This window comes from Lacisediminihabitans sp. H27-G8 (assembly GCF_046156175.1).
In the GTDB taxonomy this organism is placed as follows: Bacteria; Actinomycetota; Actinomycetes; order Actinomycetales; family Microbacteriaceae; genus Lacisediminihabitans.
Window position 1 is genome coordinate 647814 of the sequence record NZ_JAYLVL010000001.1, and the last position, 19368, is coordinate 667181.

A 19368-nucleotide genomic window follows, 5' to 3' on the forward strand; every position below is an offset into this window, starting at 1 on the left:
CCCGCCAGACGTGCCGCTAGGCGCCGAGCGTGTCGTGGGTGAACCGGCCGGCGATCAGGGTCGCCGACACCGGCATCGTCCGGAGCGCGTCGCCACTGGCCGTGAGAGGGTTTGTGTCGACAACACAGAGGTCGGCGACATCCCCGGCGCTGACACGACGACGCCCGTGTGCCGATGCCGCGACAGCCTCTGCCGCGGTGATCGACTGCTCCGGATGCCACGCGGCGCGCCCGTCGCGCGCCCGTGCGACCGCCGCGGCGATCGTGATCCACGGATCGAGCGGGGCGACCGGCGCATCCGACCCCAGCACCACTGTCGCCCCCGCGTCGAAGAGGCTCCGCAGCGGGAAGGCACGGGAGGTGCGGCCCGACCAGTAGCGGTCGGCGACATCGCGGTCGTCCATGGCCTGTTCGGGCTGCGCGCTGGCGGTGACCCCGAGCGCGGCGAACCTCGGAAGGTCAGCGTCGCGCAGCAGCTGGGCGTGCTCGATGCGCCCGTGGTATCCCGCCGCCTCGAAGGCGTCGAGAGCGATGCGATTGGCGTCATCGCCGATCGCATGCACGGCGGGCAGGAGCCCCGCGGCCGAGACCCGCCGCAACAGCGGCAGCAGGTCTTCGGGAGCCACGGTGAGCATGCCGTGGGAGTGCTGATGCCCCTCGAGTCCCGGGTATTCGTCGACGCAGAAGGCCGTTCGGGTGTTGAGGGACCCGTCGATGAGAATCTTGAAGGGCCCGACCGCGAGCAGCTCACCGGTGCCGGGCATGACCTGGCCGGTGCGATGGCCGGCGGTGATCGCCGCATCGAGGTGCTCGGTGTAGATCCCGGCGGAGATCCGCAGGGCGCGCGAACCTCCGGCCATCCGGCGGGCCCAGACCGCGAGGTTGTCGGCCATCTCGAAGTCCACGACCCCGACGACACCCCGGGAGGCCGCGGTCGCGGCTGCTTCGGCCACCCAGCCGTCGAGCACGCTGTCTGGAACATCCTGCAGCGAATCCGTCACCCGGAAGGCGTCGTCTTCCCGCAGGATGCCGGTCGCGTGACCGCCGAAGCCGAACCGGTCGAGCGCCGCGCTGTTCAGCCAGCAGCAGTGCAGGTCCCCGCTGACGAGAACGGTCGGCAGCGCGCCGGTTGCCTCGTCGAGCACCGCAGCCGTCGGGAGGTCCGGCCAGAGTCCATCGCGGAAACCGAATCCGACAAGGGGCACCCCCGGCTCCGGTGGTCGCACGATGGCGGCGCCGCGCATGATCGCCGCGGCCTCCGCGGCGGAACCGGCCGCCGACACATCCACCCGGCGCTGGGCGAGGGCATGCTGGCTGAGGTGCACGTGGTCGTCCCAGAGTCCGGGCACGACATGACGCCCCTCGAGGTCGATGGACCGGCTCGCGGTGAGACCGGTGCCGATCTGGGCGACAGCTCCGTTCTCGAGCAGGAGATCGACAGGTTCTGCCCCCTCGATTCGGCCGTTGCGCAGCACCAGCCCGGTCACGGGGTGACCGGGTTCGCGCGTCGCATCTCGGCAGCGAGCGAGGGGCTGGAGTAGGCCCCGTCACCCTCGAGGTGTTTCACGATTCGCTCGATCACGGCGGGCTCCTTGTTCTGGCTCAGCTTGAGCCGGGCGTCGAATCGCGTGACCCGCAACCGCAGCCCGACGGTACCGCTGGCAATGTGGCGGGCCGCGGACTCATCGATCTGCAGCGACATCGGCTGGGGCATCCGCTGTTCGAAATGATCGACGAGCCGGCCGAGCACCGCGAAATTCTCGTCGTCGGACAGGAGTTCCGGGGTGCCGTAGAGGTGGGCGGTGACGTGATTCCAGGTGGGCACGAAGTCCTCGGACTCGTACCATCCGGGTGAGATGTACCCGTGCGCGCCCTGGATGATCACCAGCACCTCGTGCTGGCCCAGTTCATGCAGCCTCTCGTCCGGACGCCCGACATGGCTGACGATGCTGATGCCCTCGGCGTCTTCCTCGAGCAATACCGGATAGTGCGAGGCCACCATGCCGGTCGCGGGGCTGGAGACGATCGTCGCCCAGGGGTTCTCGCGGATGAGCCGCTTCACCTCATCCGGGTCCGTGAGCAGGTAGTCGGGCGTGAAGCGCATGGTTCCATTCTGGCGCAGAGAAACTCAGGCCTGGTCGGTGGGGCACCAGTAGAGCTTGCGCCCGCCGAGCTCCTCCAACGCGATGTTCGTGCCGCAGACCCGGCAGGGCAGGCCGGCGCGGTGATAGACCCAGTGCCGATCATCCCGGTGCGCGAGAGCCTTGCGTCGGGCCGCCGGGGTGAGTCCGTCCATCGTGAGCATCTGGCCGGTCTTCACGCCGATGGCGAGCAGCCGACACCAGTCCCGCCACAGGGCACGCAGGGTCTCCTCCGGCACGAGTTTCCCGGGGGTGTGCGGGTTGAGTCTGGCGCGGAACAGCAGCTCGGCGCGATAGACATTGCCGATGCCGCTGACGACCGACTGGTCCATGAGCAGCAGCGCGATCGGGGTCGGCTTCTTGTGGATGACGCCGACGAACCGCTCCTCCCCTGCCTTCTGGTTGTCGACCAGCGGATCCGGGCCGAGTTTCGCGATGGAGGCTTCCACCTGCTCCGGTGTCTGAACCTCGCAGGCTGTGGGTCCGCGCAGATCGGCGACGGTGTCGTGGGTGAGCAGGCGGACGCGAACGGCGCCGATCGGATCGGGAGGGAAGGGCGTGTCCGCGTCGCGCAGCACCTCCTGCTCCGACATCCGCAGCCGGGTGCGCCGCGGGGCGCCGATGCTCGAGAGCGAGTCTTCGGCAGCGTCCCGGTCCACGATCGTGCCGCGCTGGTTGGTCTGGCCCATGCGTCCATTGGCGGATGCGACCGTGGCATCCGCGGTGAAGTCGCCGGCGAAATCCCAGGCTCCGTAGAGCCCGAGGTGCACCCGAAGCCACAGGTGGTTGTCGAACTCGAGGAACATCTGTTTGCCGACGGCGCGTGCGTCGATCATGCTGTGCCCGTCGAGCAGTGCCGCTCCCTCGGCGAAGCGGCCCTGCGGCGAGGACACGGCGGTCTGCTTGCCCACGAAGTGTCGGGCGAACTGGCGGGCGATGCGGTGGACGGAATGACCTTCTGGCACTGTCAGTCGATCTCGTGGCCGGCGATCAGGCCCGTCGCCTCGTACTCGGAAAGCTGGGCGATGCGGCGAGCATGCCGCTCCTCACCCGAGAATGGTTCGCCGATGAAGGTGTCGATGAAGAGCTTCGCCTCGTCGACGCTGTGCTGCCGCGCGCCGATAGCGATGAGATTCGCATCGTTGTGCTGGCGGGCCAGCAGCGCGGTCGACACGTTCCAGACCAGGGCGGCACGGGCGCCGAGCACCTTATTGGCCGCCATCTGCTCGCCGTTTCCTGACCCGCCGAACACGATCCCGAGGGCCTCGACACCGGCCTTCTGGTCCGCGACGGTGCCGCGCGCCGCATTGATACAGAAGCTCGGGTAGTCATCCACCGCGTCATAGACCTTCGGGCCGTGGTCGACGACCTCGTGGCCGGCGGCACGGAGGTGCTGCTGCAGATCCTCGCTGAATTCGAGCCCGGCGTGGTCGGTGGCGATATGGATGCGCATGCTTCCCAATTTAGGCGATGCACTCTGGGGATACGTGCCTAGGCGAGGTAGACCTTGCGAATCGTCTCGGTCACCGTCCACACCGTGCGTTCGCCGTCCGAGAGTCGGGCGACCGATCCCGCGGAGAGGTCCATCACCCGGTCGTCGGCGTCGAAGGTGACCGTGGCGCGACCGGCGATCACGACGAACACCTCGTCGGTCTCGACATCCCGCATCGATCCCACCGTCATCTCCCACACCCCGACTTCGAGGTCACCGAGAGTGGTGATGGTCGTGAAGCCGGTGCTCGGCGCACCGCCCAGGACCTGCTCGAGCGCGACCGGCTCCAGGATGATCTCCACCGCACCGGCGGCGACCGCGACGTCTCCCGGGATCGTCACGGAACCCAGTATCCGACGCGAGCGAGGAGCCGGGTCTCGGCATCCGCGTCTTCCGGCACCGTGATCTCGGGCGGGAAGACCCCCATCGCGCGGAAGCCGTCGATCTGCGGCCCCACGATCTCCCACAGTCCGTCGACGAGCGCATCGGGCAGCGAGTAATCGAGGCCGATGAACTTCGCGATCGACCACGCCTGGAATGCCCGATACGTGCTCGTGTGCACGAGGTAGTCCCCGAGGGGGAAATCGCCGTAACTCAGGTGAACCGTGCGCGCGAGGTCGAGATCGCCGGTGACGGCCTCGGTCGCCGCGTCGTTGATCTCGCCGTAGTTGCCGATCGGGTCGTCACCGAGCAGGTCGCCGTCGTGACGCGTGCCCACTTCTTCCGTGGTGCGCCCCGCCAGTACGTCCGGAACCCAGGCCTCATCGAAGGCGTGGTAGGCGAGGATGTCGCGCAGGCTCGGGTTCGGCTTTCGGGACCAGTCGGCCGGGGCGGCGAGGGTGAGCTGGTCGGCATCGACCATATCGATGACCTCCCGCAGGGCGGCGTCGGACATGAGGAAGAGATCCTGTTGGTTCATGCCCACACGCTACTGCCGGCCGCCGACGCCCGAAAGATCAGGAATCGAAACCGAGCCCGGCCGCATCCAGGGCCTTCAGAAGCAGGTTGCGGCGACCACCGTCGTGGTCCGCCCGGTCGAGTGCCCATTTGGTGGCCTGCACGCCGGCGTAGGTCGCCGGCTCCGGCGGGAATGGCAGGGGTGTCGAGCGCACCATCTCGAGCTCCGTGCGCTCGGTCGGCTCCCCCGACAGGTGATCGAGCATGACGTTGGCGGCGAAACGGCTCGCTCCCACACCGAGACCGGTGAAGCCGGCGGCGTAGGCCACCCGCCCTCGACGGGCGAGGCCGAAGAAGGCGCAGAATCTCGTGCTGGTGTCGATCACCCCTGCCCAGCGATGACTGAACTTCACCCCTTGGAGCTGCGGGAAGGTCGTGAAGAAGTGGCTGGCGAGTCTCTGGAACGACTGCGGCCGGTCGTCGTAGCGTGCGCGGATGCGTCCGCCGTAGTGGTAGATCGCGTCGTAGCCGCCCCAGAGGATGCGGTTGTCGGCGCTCAGTCGGTAGTAGTGGAACTGGTTGGCCAGATCGGCGATGCCCTGCCGGCCCTCCCAACCGATGGAGGCGAGCTGGGCATCCGTCAACGGCTCGGTCATGAGCACGTAGTCGTACACCGGCACGGTGTGCAGCCGGTAACGCTTGAGCAGAGACGGGAAGGCGTTCGTTGCGAGGGCGACCCGCTCGGCGCTGACGAAGCCGCCATCGGTGGTGAGGGTCACAGCGCCGGTGGGCAGCTCGCTGTCGATGCCTCGCACCGGCGAGTTCTCGCGGATGTCGACTCCCGCCTCCACACAGGCCCGGGCGAGCTCCGCGGCGAGTTTCGCCGGGTGCACGAGCGCCGTCGCGTGCCGGCTCCACAGTCCGCCCTCGTAGGTGGGTGAATTGACGAGGGAGCGGATTCCCGCGGCGTCGTAGTACAGCTCGCCATCGCCGTCGTGGGCGGCCCCGAGTTCGGGAAGCTGGTAGCGCTCGGTGGCCACGGCGAGCGAGCCGGTGCGCTCGAAGTCGCAATCGAGCCCGAGCCGCTCGACGGTCGCCTGGATCTCATCGAGGTTTTCCTCGCCGAGCCTGTCCAACTGCGGCAGCTCCCGGGGAAAGCGGGCGAGTCCGTTGGACTCGCCATGGGTGAGGGATGCCTCGCAGAAACCCCCGTTGCGCCCGGATGCCGCCCAGCCGATGGTCTTCGCCTCGAGCACGATGACGCGCGTGCCCGGATCCCGCTCGACGGCCTGCAGCGCGGTCCACAGCCCGGTGTAGCCGCCACCGACCACGGCGAGGTCGTAGTGCACAGTGCCGGAGTGGCGCGGGTAAGACTCTCGCCGGCCGAGGTCGTCGAGCCAGAACGGCGCGAGCCGGGCATCCGCCAGTGAGTCTGTGATGATGCGGGCGTCGGGTGCGGATCGTTCGAAAACGGTGCTTGCCATGCTCGCAACACTAGTGTCGAGCCACCGCGCCCGGCAGCGCACCACGGTTCACACCGAACGGATCGGCTGCCGGATCACGGTCCTGAGATTCTCCGGTTTCGCCCGGCGGGGGTCGCCGAGATAGATCTCGTGGTGGTGGCCGTCCTCGCTATAGCCGTTGGCCGAGATCCACTCGTGAAGGCGGAGGATCGTCGGTCCCTCCGCGCTGTACCGACCGACGTACATGATCTGCACGCACTGGCCCTCATTGAAGGTCTCGAGCCGAACGGCGGGCAATGCCGACAGCGGCTTCCGTGCGGCCGTGGCGCGCACCCCGTCCCAGGTCGCGGCGGGCAGGGGAACCGGCTGGCGGATCATCATGGTCCACGACCAGGCCTCCTTGGTTTGGGTGACGAACGCCTCGAAGTCATCGGCCCACCACAGTCCCTCGAGGGGAAGCACCCCGTAGTCGCGACCGAGCTCTAGCTTGCACGCGAACTTGGCCGCGTAGGAGAGGCTGTAGAGCGCTTCGACAGCTGCGACGTAGTCGGGGCTCGTGTTCGGGTCACCGTGACCCTCGATCATCAGGAATTCGAATGACGGGACATCGACGACCCCGAAGTCCTTCGCGCCGGGCGCGTACAGGTCCTTGCGGTCGTTGCGGAAGTCGAGTTTCTCCATTGCTGGAGTCAACTCCTCCCTCCCGGCCGGGCTAGGGACCTTTGTCATGGCCGGCGCGAGACCTTCCCCCGGGGCGGTCCGATCGGACCGTTGATCGAGCGCTCAGTCGAAGACCGGCCCCCGCGTGCGGGAGCGCTTGATCTCGAAGAAGCCGTCGTAGCTCGCCAGCGCGACGACGCCATCCCACAGTGTCGCGGCCTGCTCGCCTTTCGGCGCGGGAGAGAGCACCGGACCGAAGAAGGCGTAGCCACCGACCGCGATCACCGGGGTACCGACATCCTGGCCCACCCTCTCGATCCCGTCGAAATGGGAGGCCCGCATCTGCGGGTCGTATTCGTCGGTGTCGGCGAGGGCCGCGAGCGAAGCGGGGAGTCCTGCCTCCGCGAGAGCCTCGGCGATGATCGCGTCGGCATCGGTGCGGGCACCGGGATGGATGCGCGTCCCGAGCGCGTCGTACAGGGGCTTTACCGCGGATTGGCCGTGCAATTCGGTGACCGCCGCGACCAGGCGCGTGTACCGCAGTGCACGCGGCAGGAATTCGCGATACTGCTCGGACAGATCGGTGGCGTCCTCGTTGAGCACGGCGAGGCTCATGACGTGCCAGGTCACCTCGAGGTCGCGAAGCACCGCCACCTCGTCGAGCCACCGGCTCGTCATCCAGGCCCAGGGGCAGGAGGGGTCGAACCAGAAGTCGACAGCGGTCGGGGCGGGTGGAGAAACAGTCATGAACCGAAACGTACCCTCAGTCGCCTGAAAATACGGTCGGGGTATGGATTAGCGGGGCCCGAAGGCGCACACTGGACTGACAGAAATCGTCAGTCGTGGGAGGCCCTCATGCGCACAACTCCAGACCTGCTTCCGGTGCTGTCCCGAGGCAAACATCGCACGCCGCGGCGCGGTGCCTGCTTCATGGAGTACGCCTCCTACCTGGCCGGTGAGCCCTGGAGCGACCACCCCGCGTGCACCGATCCGGCGCTCGCCTCCCTCGCCCGCATGGTGAACGACTGCACCTCGGACGCGGCGCGCGGTCGCCTCGTCACCCTCATTCCAGCGGTCATCGGCCTCACCGGCGCTGGCACGATCACGGGCATCCGTCTCGCTGCGCGCGCGGCGAGCGCCGCACTGCCGATCGCGAGCGAGGGACGCCAGCGTGCCCTGGCAGCGGGACTCCTGCGGTGCGATGAACTCCTGGCCGGCTTCGGCGAGAGCGCGGCGAGTGTGAGCCGCACCCTCATCCGTCGTGCCCTGGAATTCACCCCCGGAGCCTCCTCCTGGGCCGCAGAGTTCCTGGCGGCAGCGGGAGCCGTCAACCCTCGGTCGATCCCCCTGATGAGCGACGCGATCATCCGCACCGCCGTCGTGGGAATCGCGGACGCGTGCGTGCAGGATCCGGACGACCGTCTCCGGCAGCTTCTCGGCGAGGCCATCGCGGACTGCGCCGTCGCGGCCGAAGCGCCGGCCCGGGAGCTTCAGCCGACCACCTGATAGGCGCAACTAGACTCTTTCGTTGGACACGATCCATTGAGCGAAGGAGCCGCAATTGCCTGGAGAGAACCTCACCCGCGTCGAAGCCCAGGAGCGCAAGTCGCTCGTCTCCGTCGATCACTATGACGTGACGCTCGACCTCACCACGGGGCCGGAGACCTTCCGCAGCACCACGACCGTCACCTTCGACGCCACCGCGGGATCATCGACCTTCATCGACGCGATCACGCGCACGGTGCACTCCGTCACTCTCAACGGCACCGAGCTCGACGCCGCTGTGGTAAGCGATGGCATCCGGATTCAGCTGGACGGTCTCGAGGCAGAGAACACCCTCACCGTCGTCGCCGACGCGGAGTACACGAACACCGGCGAGGGACTGCATCGCTTCGTCGACCCGGTCGACAACGAGGTCTACCTGTATACGCAGTTCGAGGTTCCGGACTCCCGGCGCGTCTTCGCCGTCTTCGAGCAGCCCGACCTCAAGGCGACGTTCGGATTCACCGTGACCGCGCCCGCCGCCTGGCAGCTCGTCAGCAATTCGCCCACCCCCGAACCCGTCGTCGACGGCGATTCCGCGACCTGGACCTTCGAGCCGACCCCGATCCTCTCCTCCTACGTGACCGCGCTCGTCGCCGGCCCCTACGAGGTCGTGCGCTCCGAACTGACGAGCAGCAGCGGACGCGTCATCCCGCTCGGCCTGTTCTCGCGCAAGTCGCTCAGCCAGTACCTCGACGCCGACTACATCTTCGAGAAGACCCGCCAGGGCTTCGCGTACTACGAAGAGAAGTTCCAGTACCCCTACCCCTTCGCCAAGTACGACCAGCTCTTCGTGCCGGAGTTCAACGCCGGCGCGATGGAGAACGCGGGTGCGGTCACCTTCACCGAGACCTATGTGTTCCGCTCGAAGGTGACCGACGCCATCAAGGAGCGTCGTGTCGTCACGATCCTGCACGAGCTCGCCCACATGTGGTTCGGCGACCTCGTCACCATGAAGTGGTGGAACGACCTCTGGCTCAACGAGTCCTTCGCGGAGTGGGCCTCCACCATCGCGACAGCCGAGGCCACCGAGTGGACCGAGGCGTGGACCACCTTCCAGGCCATGGAGAAGAGCTGGGCCTACCGCCAGGATCAGCTGCCGTCGACGCATCCCGTCGTCGCGACCATCGAGGACCTCGAGGCCGTGCAGGTGAACTTCGACGGCATCACCTACGCCAAGGGCGGCTCTGTGCTCAAGCAGCTCGTGGCGTGGGTCGGGATCGACGCTTTCTTCGCCGGAGTCGCCGCCTATTTCGCCAAGCACGAGTTCGGCAACACCGAGCTCGGCGACCTGCTCGCGGAGCTCGAGATCACCAGCGGCCGTGACCTCAGCGGTTGGTCCGCGCTCTGGCTCGAGACCGCGGGTGTCAACACACTGACACCGGAGATCGAGACGGATGCCACGGGGGTCATCACCTCGTTCGCGATCGTGCAGACGGCCGCGGCCGACTACCCGACCATCCGTCCACACCGCCTGGCCGTCGGCTACTACGACCTCTTCGATGGATCGCTCGTGCGCACCCACCGGGTGGAACTCGACGTCGACGGCGCGCGCACCGAGGTGCCGGAGCTCGTCGGCACCACCAAGCCGGCGCTCGTGCTCCTCAACGACGACGACCTCGCCTACGCGAAGATCCGTCTCGACGCCGACTCGCTCGCCGTGGCGATCGACCACCTCGCCCACATCGAGAACCCGCTCGCCCGGGCCATCGTCTGGGGAGCAGCCTGGGATGCGACCCGCGACGGCGAGAGCGCCGCCAGCGACTACGTGCGCCTGGCCCTCGGCAACATCGCGAGCGAGACCGAGTCGACGACCATCCGCACGACGCTCAGCCAGCTCGGCCTCGTCGCCAAGCAGTACGTGGCTCCCGAGCGGCGCACGGAGACGCTGACGCGGGTCGGCGACACCCTGTGGACTCTCGCGACGGACGCGACCCCCGGCTCCGACGCGCAGTTCCAGTTCGTCAAGTTCTTCGCCGCCTACGCCTCGACGCCGGAGCATGCCGCGGCCCTCGCCGGGCTGCGGGACGGCTCCGCGCCGCTCGAGGGCCTGGAGATCGACACCGACCTCGGTTGGGAGATCCTCGAGGGACTCGTGCTGCTCGGTGCCGCCGGACAGTCGGAGATCGACGCGGCCCTCGCCGCCGACAACACCTCCAACGGGCAGCAGGCGGCCGCACGGGCATCCGCCACGATCCCGACAGCCGAGGCCAAGCGGGCCGCCTTCGACTCCCTCGTCGACAGCGATGCCCTGCCCAACTCGATAGTGCGCAACGTGACCATGGGCTACCTGCACGTGAACGATCCCTCGGTACTCGAGTCGCTCATCGAGCCGTACTTCGCCGCGATCGCCGACATCTGGGCCACGCGCTCCTACAAGATCGCGGAATACATCGTCTTCGGGCTGTATCCCTCGCCGCTGGCATCCGTCGCCCTCGTCGATGCGACGACGGCGTGGCTTGCCGCCAACCCGGACATCCCGGCGCTGCGTCGACTCGTCACGGAGAACCTCGCCGGGGTCGAGCGCGCGTTGGCCGTGCAGGCGAAAGACGCGTAGCCCGCTTCCGCATTGGCCGCCGTTGCGGGCGTGTGCGGTCATCCCGGGCTGGCAAGTCGGCCCGGAATGACCGCACAGGCCCGTGTCGTGCTGGGCGGCGAATATCCCCCGGAGGGATGATTCGCCCGGGAAACGGCCTCGCTAGGCTTGAATCATGAGGATGAATTCGTGATCGAAGCGACCGGCCTGACCAAGCGATACGGCACGAAGACCGCCGTGGACGATGTGACGTTCTCGGTGAAACCCGGGCTGGTGACGGGGTTCCTCGGGCCGAATGGCGCGGGAAAGTCGACGACCATGCGGCTCGTAGTCGGTCTCGACCGTCCGTCCAGCGGATCCGTCACGGTCAACGGGAAGAGCTACAGCGACCTGAAGGCGCCGCTCCGCGAGGTCGGCGTGTTGCTCGACGCCAAGGCCGTGCACACCGGCCGGTCGGCGATCAACCATCTCCGCGCCCTCGCCGCCACGCACAGCATCGGACGCGCGCGCGTGGATGAGGTGATCGGCCTCACCGGTCTCGATCCCGTCGCCCGCAAACGCGTCGGCGGCTTCTCGCTCGGCATGGGGCAGCGGCTCGGCATCGCCGCCGCCCTTCTCGGCGACCCGGCGACGCTCATCCTCGACGAGCCGGTCAACGGTCTCGACCCAGAGGGAGTGATCTGGGTGCGCAACCTCGCCCGGTTCCTGGCCTCGGAGGGCCGCACCATCTTCCTCTCCTCGCACCTGATGAGCGAGATGGCGCAGACCGCCGACCACATCATCGTTCTGGGGCGCGGACGGATCATCGCGGATGCGCCGGTGGGAGAGATCCTCGCGCTCGCCACGGGAACCGCCGTGCTGGTGCGCACACCGGACGCGGAGCGCTTCGGTGCACTTCTCTCCGCGCCCGACATCTCGATCACCCACCGCGAACCACAGCTCATGCAGGTCACGGGGCTTTCCTCCGCGCAGATCGGAGAGCTCGCTGCCAAGAACGGCGTCGTGCTCCACGAACTCTCGCCGCAGGCCGGCTCGCTCGAAGACGCCTACCTCGCCCTCACCAAGGACGAGGTCGAATACCACGCCGGAGGAACCCCACGATGACCACCACCCAGGCCTACGTCGCTCACGGATCGGGACTCAGCTTTCGAGGACTGCTGCTCTCGGAGTGGATCAAACTCTCCTCCCTCCGCTCCACGATGTGGTGCTACGGCATCATCATCCTCATCAATATCGGCCTCGGAGTGCTCCTGGCCGTCTCGTTCCAGCCACAGGGAGCATCGACGGCCGCGATCGACCAGGGCTACTGGGTGCAGTTCTCCACCATCGGCATCGCTTTCAGCCAGCTCGTCGTCTCCGTTCTCGGAGCGCTCGTCATCACGGGCGAGTACGGCACCGGGATGATCCGCTCCACCCTCGCCGCGGTTCCGAAGCGGATTCCCGCGCTCATCTCCAAGGCCGTCGTGTTCTCGGTTGTGAGCTTCGTGATCTCCCTCGTGAGCATCGTGGTCGCGGCGCTGCTCGCGCAGGGGATGCTCACCGGAAAAGGGCTGACCCTCGACCTGTCCGACGGCAGGGCCTGGGGTGCGATCGTCGGAGGGGCGGCATTCCTGGCCCTCATCGGTCTCGTCGCCCTGTTCCTCGGTGCGGCCGTGCGCAACAGTGCGGCGGGGATCTCGGCCGCACTCGGCCTGATCTTCGTGGCTCCGATCGTGTTGCAGATCTTCGCCGCGGTGACCCGGGCGGCCTGGGTGCAGAACCTCTTCGAATTCCTGCCCAGCAGCGCCGGGGCGCGGATGTACAGCTACACCGCAACGCCGGCGCCGAAAGTGCCCGATGTGATCGTGCTGGATCCCACTCAGGGGCTCCTCGTCCTTGTGGCCTGGGTCGTGCTGTTCGGCATCCTCGCCGGCGTTCTGCTGAAGCGACGGGACGCCTGACCCGCCCGCGGAGGGAGCGCACAACCGGTCGCCGGTAAACTCGGTGACCATGGTGACTGCGGTAGCGATCGACGGATGGACCGCCTTCTGGGCGACCGTCAAGTCCATCTACGAGATGACACTCGTGCAGGTGATCGTGATCATCGTCGTGGCTGTCGTGTTGCGCGTTGTGCTCCGGTTCGTGATCGACCGCGTGGTCAAGCGCATCGTCACCGGCGTGAAAAAGCGCCAGAACGTGGAAGACACCCAGGCACTCAGCACCTCCCCGCTCAGCGCGGTGAGAGTGGTCCAGCGCACGCGCACCCTCGGCAGTGTGCTCAACAACATCGTGGCCGTCGTGCTCGTCATCGTGGCCGGGCTCTCGGTGATCACCGCCATCAACCCCAACATCCTCGGGTCGTTCGCTCTCATCACCGCGGCCCTCGGCGCCGGCCTCGGCTTCGGCGCGCAGAACATCGTCAAGGACGTGCTCAACGGCCTGTTCATGGTGGCCGAAGACCAATTGGGCGTCGGGGATGTGGTGGACCTCGGTCCCGCGACCGGGGTCGTCGAGACCGTCGGCATCCGCATCACGCAGATCCGCGACGTCAACGGCACCGTGTGGTTCGTGCGCAACGGTGAGATCATCCGGGTGGGAAACATGTCGCAGGGTTGGTCCCGGGTCATCATCGACCTCGCGGTGCCCTACGACGCGGATGTCGCGGCCGTGCAGGATCGCATGCTCGGGATCGCGACACAGATGGCCGCCGACCTCAAGTGGCGCAGCCGCATCCTCGAGAAGCCCGAGATCTGGGGCATCGAGTCGATCTCGGCCGAGGCGATCGTGATCAGGCTGGTCGTGAAGACGCGACCAGGAACCAAGGACGACGTCGCTCGCGACCTGCGCGCACGGCTCAAGTCCGGACTTGACGCCATGGGCATCAGGCTGCCGGCCCTCAACAGCATCGTGCTGAGCGGGTTCGAGGGCGCGGAGAGCGTCAAGGGGGCACGCCCGCCACGCACGGCCCCGAATCCGATTGCAACGACAGCGGATCCGAAATCACTGAGGAAGCCGCGCTCATGAGCACCGAGATTCCCGGCATCCCCGGCGGGCAGATCAACCCGGTGACGCTTCGCGTGAGCGAACACGGCGAGGCCGCGATGGGCAGCTTCTACGAGAAGATCGGTGGGCGGGCCGCATTCGAGCAGCTCGTGCGCGCGTTTTACGATGGCATCCGCACCGACGAGGTGCTGATGCCGATGTATCCGGAGCAGCCAGCGCTCGAGGGCGCGATCCAGCGCCTCACCGGCTTCCTCGAGCAGTACTGGGGCGGACCGGGCACGTATTCCGAGCAGCGCGGGCACCCGCGGCTTCGCGCGCGGCATCTGCCGTTCAAGGTGAACCCGGATGCCCGCGACCGCTGGCTGCACCACATGCGCGCCGCCGTCGACGGGCTCCACCTCTCCCCGCTCGATGACGCCATGCTCTGGGGGTACCTCGACCGGGCGGCGCACGCGATGGTCAACACCTTCGAGGAGTGACGTCCGCCGATCGAGTAGCGAGCCCCGGCCAACGTATCGAGATCACCGGGGCACGGCCTCGGTCCGCGCCCGCTCCTTGCAGGCACTCGACCAGCGGCGAAGCCTGACCGACGACTGGGAGTCCGCTCCGATCATCCCACCTGCATAGCGGTCAGTTCCGAACTACCCGTTACCGTGGATGCAGGTTGCCCTGGATTCCGGTCGCCCCACCGACCACCCACCAGAGCGAGGCTCAGCATGAGCACGACCACCAGCACTCCCGTCGTCACCTTCACCAAGACGAAGCCGCGCGGCGACCGGTCGAATCCGACGACCGAGTACTCGGCGCTTCTTCGAACCGTCCGGGACGCCGGCCTCCTTCAGCGCAGCCGGGGCTTCTACTACGGAATGTTCGCCGCTCTTCTCGGGGCACTCGCTGCCACCGTCACCGGCATGGTCTTGCTCGGCGAATCCTGGTTCCAACTGCTGCTCGCCGCGGCGCTCGGGCTGATCCTCACCCAGTTCGCCTTTCTCGCGCACGAGGCATCCCACCGCCAGGTCTTCGAGTCGGGCAAAGCCAACGACCTCGCCGGACGACTGATCGCCAACCTCTTCGTCGGCATCAGCTACTCGTGGTGGATGACCAAGCACAGCCGCCACCACGCGAACCCCAACATCATCGGCAAGGATCCCGACATCGAGCGGGACTTCGTCTCGTTCGTGCCCGAGGATGCGGCGAAGGCCGGCGGACTCTATGGCTGGTTCACCCGCCGCCAGGGCTACCTGTTCTTTCCGATTCTGATCTTCGAGGGTGTTAACCTGCACATCGCCGGCTTCCGCACGGTGTTCGGTCGCGCGAAGGTCGATCGTCGGGCGCTCGAGATCTCCATGCTCGTTCCCCGTATCGCCCTCTACGTCGTGGCCATCTTCCTGCTGCTTTCGCCCGGCATGGCCTTCGCCTTCATCGGCGTGCAGCTGGCCGTCTTCGGCGTGTACATGGGCGCATCCTTCGCGCCCAACCACAAGGGGATGCCCGTGCTCCCCCACGACTCGACCGTCGACTTCCTCCGGCGCCAGGTGCTCACCTCGCGCAACATCCGCGGCAACTGGGCGATGGATACCTTCATGGGCGGGCTCAACCACCAGGTCGAGCACCACCTGTTCCCCAACATGCCGCGCCCGCACCTGAAGAAGGCACGCGAGATCGCCCGCGAGTACTGCGAGGCTCACGCCATCCCCTACACGGAGACGTCGCTCCGCGCGTCCTACGCCATCGTGGTGCGTTACCTCAACCGCGTCGGACTTGCGGCCGGCGGCGACCCCTTCGACTGCCCGGCCGCGACCGCCTTCGGCCGCTAAGGCTGCTGAGGCTGTCCAGTCCCGCGCGCCAGGACCGCTCGCGCGTGTCGCAGGACAGGCTCGTCGACCATCCGTCCGTCGAAGCGGAAGACGCCACGCTCCCCCTCGGCCGCCAAGAGCATCGCGGTAGCGGAGGCGACTTCCTCCGGTGACGGGAGATAGGCGGTCCGGATCGCCGACACCTGGCTCGGATGGATGCACGCGGTGGCCGAGAATCCGCTCGCCCGGGCATCCTGCGCCTCCCGTTCCAGACCGGGAAGGTCGGGGATATCGACGTATACCGAGTCGATCGCGGCTTTGCCCGCGGCACCCGCTGCGAGAAGCACGCTCGAACGGGCATGCACGGCGACGGCGCGATAGCGTCCGTCGTCATCGCGACTCGAGGTGCCCCCCAGGGAGGCCAGGAGGTCCTCTGCGCCCCACATCAGCGCGACCACCGAAGGCGCGGCCGCAATCGATGCGACATTCACGATGCCGGCCGCCGTCTCGCACAGGGCGATGACCTCGAACCCGTCGAGCCGATCCACCTGGACTACCGTCTCGGTCTTCGCGAGCATCACCCGGCGATAGCCGGTGCGGGCGAGCGCGGCGAGGTCGTCATCGAAGTATCCGGAGTCCACCGCGTTCACGCGAACGATCGTGGTTGCCGCATCGAGCGGGTGGGCCACGAGCGCCTCGCGGGCGGCCGCCTTGTCGCCGGGGGCCACGGCATCCTCGAGGTCGAGGATCACGGCATCCGCCCGCTCCGCCGCCTTGTCAAAGCGATCCGGACGGTCGGCCGGGCAGAACAGCAGTGCGGGGCCGAGGTCGAAGGTCACGACGCTCCCTCGCACCAGACCAGCGTGGAGCGTACCGCCGTCGCCACGACCACATCATCCTGGTTCTGGCCGCTGTGACGAAACACCACGATGCCCTGACCCGGGCGCGACTTCGACAGCCTCTTCTCCTCCACGACCGTGGAGCTGTACAGGGTGTCCCCGAGAAAGAGTGGCGCCGGAAAGGTGACGTCGCCGAACCCGAGGTTCGCGACCAGTGTGCCCTGGGTGAGTTGCGCCACCGAGCTCCCCACCATCGTCGAGAGCGTGAACATCGAGTTGACCAATCGTTGCCCGAAGGGCTGAGTCGCGGCGAACGCCGCATCGAGGTGCAGCGCTTGCGTGTTCATGGTGAGCGTCGTGAAAAGCACATTATCGGCTTCGCTGACGGTGCGTCCCGGGCGGTGAAGGTAGCGGGCGCCGAGCTCGAATTCCTCGAACCAGAGCCCGCGCTGCAGGATGTCCCGGTGAGCAACATCCATCAGTCGGAGAACCCGAGGTCTCGCGCGATCACCATGAGCTGCACTTCGGTGGTCCCTTCGCCGATTTCGAGGATCTTGGAGTCACGGTACTGCCTCGCGACCGGATTCTCGTTGAGGAACCCGTATCCGCCGAAGATCTGGGTGGCGTCGCGCGCGTTGTCCATCGCCGCCTCCCCCGCCACCATCTTCGCGATCGAGGCCTGCGCTTTGAACGGCCTCCCGGCGAGCATACGGCGCGCGGCGTCGTAGTACGCGAGGCGGGCCGTGTGGGCACGCGCCTGCATTCGCGCGATCTTGAACGAGATGGACTGGTTGGACCCGATGCTGCGCCCGAAGACATTGCGCGACTTGGCGTAACGCAACGATTCATCGAGACAGCCCTGCGCGGCGCCGGTCGCGAGAGCGGCCACAGCGATGCGGCCCTCATCGAGGGTCTGCACGAAGTTGGCGAAACCGCGACCCCGCTCGCCGAGCAGATTCGCTTCCGGCACGCGCACGTTGCGGAGGGTGAGCGGATGCGTGTCGCTCGCGTGCCATCCCACCTTGTCGTAGCCCGGCTCTACGGTGAATCCGGCGATCGGTGTCGGCACGAGGATCGCAGAGAGTTCCTTCTTGATCGATCCGTCTTCCCGCGTGGATTCACCCGTCACCGCGGTGATCGTCACCAGCCGCGTGATGTCGGTGCCGGAGTTGGTGATGAATTGCTTGGTGCCGTTGATCACCCATTCCCCGTCGACGAGTTCAGCGGTGGTCTTGGTACCCGCGGCATCCGATCCGGCGTCGGCTTCAGTGAGTCCGAATCCGGCGAGCGCTCGGCCGCTCGCGAGTTGGGGCATCCACTCCTCGCGCTGCGCGTCGGTGCCACGGCGGAACACCGGCATCGCCCCGAGCCCCACGCCGGCCTCGAGGGTGACCCCGACACTCTGGTCGACCCTGCCCAGCTGTTCGACAGCAAGGCACAGGGTGAAGTAGTCCTTACCCTGGCCGCCGAGTTCGGTGGGGAAGGGCAGACCGAAGAGTCCGAGGTCGGCCATCTGGGAGACGACCTCGTAGGGAAAGCTGTGCTCGGCGTCGTGCTTCGCCGCCACCGGTGCAACCACCCGGTCGGCGAAGTCTCGCACGAGGTCACTCACTCGCTGCTGGTCATCGGTGAGGTCAAAGTGCATGGTGTCTCCGTCGACAGTTCGGGCGCGCGCTTCAGTAAGTCCTGACTAACTCAATCAGGTTAGTGATGACTAACTGGATTGTCCACACTAGAGTGTGAATCCACACGATCGGAGGGCTCGGATGACTGTCGAAACCGACTCTCGCGAGACCCCCCGGGCTCGCGCCAAGGCCGACCGCCGCACGGCTCTGCTCGACTCCGCCGCCCGACTGTTCGCCGAGCGCGGCTTCGATCGAGTCTCGATGGAGGATCTGGGTTCCGCTGCCGGAGTCAGCGGGCCGGCCGTCTACCGGCACTTCCCGGGCAAGCAGTCCGTGCTGGCCGCACTGCTCATCGACGTGAGCCAGGGGCTTTTCGACGGCGGCACGACCGTGATCGAACGCGGCTCGGATGCCACCCTCACCCTTCACGAGCTCATCGCGTTCCACGTCGCGTTCGCGCTGGCGAACGCCGATGTCATCCGCGTGCAGGATCGCGACCTGGAGAGCCTCGCCCCCGCCGACCAGCACCAGGTTCGTGCTCTTCAGCGCAACTATGTCGAGCTCTGGGTCGGGGTGCTTGCGCGGCTCGACCCCGAGACTCCCGCCGCCGCCCTGCGCGTGAAGGCGCACGCCACCTTCGGACTCATCAACTCGACCCCCCACAGCGGTCATTCGGCCGGCACCGGTCAGATTCTCGAGGCGATGGCCCGGGCGGGCCTGCGGGCCTGACGGCGGCGGATCCGGCCCAGCGGCCCTTCGGCACCTCGTCTTGTCGAGCCGGAGTGTGCTCGGTGCACACCCGACGGCCCGAATGCGATTGTGCGACTGTTCCTCGCGTCTGGATTCTGCGATGCTGGGGCTCACGAAGGAGTGACCATGAGATCGGCGAAGACCTTTCCTGCGAACGGCACCCCTCCCGTATTGGCCCCCGCACCCGAAGCGCCAACGGTCGGGCTGGGACGCCTCGTGGTCGCGGCGCTCTTCACAAGCCTGCTCTACGCCGCGCTGAGCACGGCGAGTGCCGGCATCTGCCCGGGAGGCGTCGACAGCAGTGGTGGTTTCATCGACGCCGACGGCCTGCCCACCACCGCACGGCCGGTCTGTCTCCTGGTGAACTTCCACCCGCAGCGATGGGTGCTGCTCCTGCTCGCCGCCATCGTCATCGTCGCCGCCGTCCTGACTGCCCGCGCAACGAGGGTCGAGCGTGCGCGCCGCATCGTGGTGATCGCCACGCTGTCGATCGTCGCCATCGGCATCGTGGCCACCCTCGCGAGCTTTCCGGCCTTCTACTCCGGTGCGGTGACCCAGTGGCGGGGCGGCCCCGTTCCCCACTTCTGGTTCGACGCCGTGACAACGATCACGAAGGAGTAGAACTGATCTCGGGTACCGATAGCGT

The 19368-nt window shown here is 67.4% G+C and carries 21 protein-coding genes; 9 read left to right on the top strand and 12 right to left on the bottom strand.

Going from position 1 to position 19368, the window contains the following annotated elements; all coding sequences use genetic code 11:
- Positions 1-16: 16 nt before the first annotated feature.
- From VLI63_RS03050 to VLI63_RS03090, 9 genes are all read right to left on the bottom strand, one after another.
- Entirely contained in the window at positions 17-1486 is a 1470-nt protein-coding gene (locus tag VLI63_RS03050) for an amidohydrolase (protein WP_409155443.1), read from the bottom strand.
- Positions 1483-2103: an FMN-binding negative transcriptional regulator gene (locus tag VLI63_RS03055; RefSeq protein ID WP_409155444.1), complete on the bottom strand. Its 621-nt coding sequence runs from the start codon at positions 2101-2103 to the stop codon at positions 1483-1485. The genes VLI63_RS03050 and VLI63_RS03055 overlap by 4 nt, the downstream gene beginning before the upstream one ends.
- 24 nt (positions 2104-2127) lie before the next feature.
- A complete protein-coding gene (locus VLI63_RS03060; protein WP_354574946.1) occupies positions 2128-3105 on the bottom strand; it encodes a DNA-formamidopyrimidine glycosylase family protein in 978 nt (325 codons plus the stop codon).
- Positions 3106-3107: 2 nt separating this feature from the next.
- Positions 3108-3593: a ribose-5-phosphate isomerase gene (locus tag VLI63_RS03065; protein WP_409155445.1), complete on the bottom strand. Its 486-nt coding sequence runs from the start codon at positions 3591-3593 to the stop codon at positions 3108-3110.
- Between the two features lie 38 nt (positions 3594-3631).
- Entirely contained in the window at positions 3632-3973 is a 342-nt protein-coding gene (locus tag VLI63_RS03070; RefSeq protein WP_409155446.1) for a cupin domain-containing protein, read from the bottom strand.
- Entirely contained in the window at positions 3970-4551 is a 582-nt protein-coding gene (locus tag VLI63_RS03075) for a hypothetical protein (RefSeq protein WP_409155447.1), read from the bottom strand. Before VLI63_RS03075 ends, VLI63_RS03070 begins: the two co-directional genes overlap by 4 nt.
- Before the next feature lie 37 nt (positions 4552-4588).
- The gene (locus VLI63_RS03080; RefSeq protein ID WP_409155448.1) at positions 4589-6013 is read right to left on the bottom strand and encodes an NAD(P)/FAD-dependent oxidoreductase; all 1425 of its coding nucleotides are present in this window, start codon (positions 6011-6013) and stop codon (positions 4589-4591) included.
- A 48-nt stretch (positions 6014-6061) separates the two neighbouring features.
- Positions 6062-6673: a GyrI-like domain-containing protein gene (locus VLI63_RS03085; protein WP_409155449.1), complete on the bottom strand. Its 612-nt coding sequence runs from the start codon at positions 6671-6673 to the stop codon at positions 6062-6064.
- Positions 6674-6775: 102 nt separating this feature from the next.
- Positions 6776-7399, bottom strand: a complete 624-nt coding sequence (locus VLI63_RS03090; RefSeq protein ID WP_409155450.1) for a DsbA family protein — start codon at positions 7397-7399, stop codon at positions 6776-6778.
- A 108-nt stretch (positions 7400-7507) separates the two neighbouring features.
- On the opposite strand from VLI63_RS03090, the gene VLI63_RS03095 reads away from it, so the two are divergent.
- The 7 genes from VLI63_RS03095 (at position 7508) to VLI63_RS03125 (ending at position 15529) form a co-directional block, all read left to right on the top strand.
- Positions 7508-8158, top strand: a complete 651-nt coding sequence (locus tag VLI63_RS03095) for a hypothetical protein (RefSeq protein ID WP_409155451.1) — start codon at positions 7508-7510, stop codon at positions 8156-8158.
- Positions 8159-8213: 55 nt separating this feature from the next.
- Positions 8214-10751, top strand: a complete 2538-nt coding sequence (gene pepN, locus VLI63_RS03100; RefSeq protein ID WP_409155452.1) for an aminopeptidase N — start codon at positions 8214-8216, stop codon at positions 10749-10751.
- 168 nt (positions 10752-10919) lie between these two features.
- Positions 10920-11834, top strand: a complete 915-nt coding sequence (locus tag VLI63_RS03105) for an ABC transporter ATP-binding protein (RefSeq protein ID WP_409155453.1) — start codon at positions 10920-10922, stop codon at positions 11832-11834.
- On the top strand, positions 11831-12670 hold the full coding sequence (locus VLI63_RS03110) for an ABC transporter permease (protein ID WP_409155454.1): 840 nt from the start codon (positions 11831-11833) through the stop codon (positions 12668-12670). Before VLI63_RS03105 ends, VLI63_RS03110 begins: the two co-directional genes overlap by 4 nt.
- 49 nt (positions 12671-12719) lie before the next feature.
- Positions 12720-13733 carry a mechanosensitive ion channel family protein gene (locus VLI63_RS03115; RefSeq protein WP_409155455.1) on the top strand — a complete coding sequence of 338 codons (1014 nt, stop codon included), beginning with the start codon at positions 12720-12722 and terminating at the stop codon, positions 13731-13733.
- Positions 13734-13810: 77 nt separating this feature from the next.
- The gene (locus VLI63_RS03120) at positions 13811-14191 is read left to right on the top strand and encodes a globin (protein WP_409155765.1); all 381 of its coding nucleotides are present in this window, start codon (positions 13811-13813) and stop codon (positions 14189-14191) included.
- Between the two features lie 237 nt (positions 14192-14428).
- A complete protein-coding gene (locus VLI63_RS03125) occupies positions 14429-15529 on the top strand; it encodes a fatty acid desaturase family protein (protein ID WP_409155456.1) in 1101 nt (366 codons plus the stop codon).
- Here VLI63_RS03125 and VLI63_RS03130 read toward each other — a convergent pair.
- Genes VLI63_RS03130 through VLI63_RS03140 form a run of 3 tightly spaced genes read right to left on the bottom strand, consistent with a single transcriptional unit; the run spans position 15526 to position 17992 of the window.
- The gene (locus VLI63_RS03130; protein WP_409155457.1) at positions 15526-16347 is read right to left on the bottom strand and encodes an HpcH/HpaI aldolase/citrate lyase family protein; all 822 of its coding nucleotides are present in this window, start codon (positions 16345-16347) and stop codon (positions 15526-15528) included. The two genes, VLI63_RS03125 and VLI63_RS03130, sit on opposite strands and share 4 nt — an antisense overlap.
- Complete coding sequence (locus tag VLI63_RS03135; RefSeq protein WP_409155458.1) at positions 16344-16826, bottom strand: MaoC family dehydratase; 483 nt, start codon at positions 16824-16826, stop codon at positions 16344-16346. Before VLI63_RS03135 ends, VLI63_RS03130 begins: the two co-directional genes overlap by 4 nt.
- A complete protein-coding gene (locus VLI63_RS03140; protein WP_409155459.1) occupies positions 16826-17992 on the bottom strand; it encodes an acyl-CoA dehydrogenase family protein in 1167 nt (388 codons plus the stop codon). The genes VLI63_RS03135 and VLI63_RS03140 overlap by 1 nt, the downstream gene beginning before the upstream one ends.
- 121 nt (positions 17993-18113) lie before the next feature.
- On the opposite strand from VLI63_RS03140, the gene VLI63_RS03145 reads away from it, so the two are divergent.
- The gene (locus VLI63_RS03145; protein ID WP_409155460.1) at positions 18114-18701 is read left to right on the top strand and encodes a TetR/AcrR family transcriptional regulator; all 588 of its coding nucleotides are present in this window, start codon (positions 18114-18116) and stop codon (positions 18699-18701) included.
- A 147-nt stretch (positions 18702-18848) separates the two neighbouring features.
- Complete coding sequence (locus VLI63_RS03150) at positions 18849-19343, top strand: hypothetical protein (RefSeq protein ID WP_409155461.1); 495 nt, start codon at positions 18849-18851, stop codon at positions 19341-19343.
- Positions 19344-19368 lie beyond the last annotated feature (25 nt).

Excerpts from the sequence above, each read along its gene's own strand:
- VLI63_RS03145 (WP_409155460.1), top strand. The coding sequence starts at position 18,114 with ATGACTGTCGAAACCGACTCTCGCGAGACCCCCCGGGCTCGCGCCAAG.
- VLI63_RS03080 (WP_409155448.1), bottom strand. The coding sequence starts at position 6,013 with ATGGCAAGCACCGTTTTCGAACGATCCGCACCCGACGCCCGCATCATC.
- VLI63_RS03125 (WP_409155456.1), top strand. The coding sequence starts at position 14,429 with ATGAGCACGACCACCAGCACTCCCGTCGTCACCTTCACCAAGACGAAG.
- VLI63_RS03085 (WP_409155449.1), bottom strand. The coding sequence starts at position 6,673 with ATGGAGAAACTCGACTTCCGCAACGACCGCAAGGACCTGTACGCGCCC.
- VLI63_RS03055 (WP_409155444.1), bottom strand. The coding sequence starts at position 2,103 with ATGCGCTTCACGCCCGACTACCTGCTCACGGACCCGGATGAGGTGAAG.
- VLI63_RS03095 (WP_409155451.1), top strand. The coding sequence starts at position 7,508 with ATGCGCACAACTCCAGACCTGCTTCCGGTGCTGTCCCGAGGCAAACAT.
- VLI63_RS03090 (WP_409155450.1), bottom strand. The coding sequence starts at position 7,399 with ATGACTGTTTCTCCACCCGCCCCGACCGCTGTCGACTTCTGGTTCGAC.
- VLI63_RS03140 (WP_409155459.1), bottom strand. The coding sequence starts at position 17,992 with ATGCACTTTGACCTCACCGATGACCAGCAGCGAGTGAGTGACCTCGTG.
- VLI63_RS03115 (WP_409155455.1), top strand. The coding sequence starts at position 12,720 with ATGGTGACTGCGGTAGCGATCGACGGATGGACCGCCTTCTGGGCGACC.
- VLI63_RS03135 (WP_409155458.1), bottom strand. The coding sequence starts at position 16,826 with ATGGATGTTGCTCACCGGGACATCCTGCAGCGCGGGCTCTGGTTCGAG.
- VLI63_RS03075 (WP_409155447.1), bottom strand. The coding sequence starts at position 4,551 with ATGAACCAACAGGATCTCTTCCTCATGTCCGACGCCGCCCTGCGGGAG.
- VLI63_RS03150 (WP_409155461.1), top strand. The coding sequence starts at position 18,849 with ATGAGATCGGCGAAGACCTTTCCTGCGAACGGCACCCCTCCCGTATTG.
- VLI63_RS03120 (WP_409155765.1), top strand. The coding sequence starts at position 13,811 with ATGGGCAGCTTCTACGAGAAGATCGGTGGGCGGGCCGCATTCGAGCAG.
- VLI63_RS03110 (WP_409155454.1), top strand. The coding sequence starts at position 11,831 with ATGACCACCACCCAGGCCTACGTCGCTCACGGATCGGGACTCAGCTTT.
- VLI63_RS03065 (WP_409155445.1), bottom strand. The coding sequence starts at position 3,593 with ATGCGCATCCATATCGCCACCGACCACGCCGGGCTCGAATTCAGCGAG.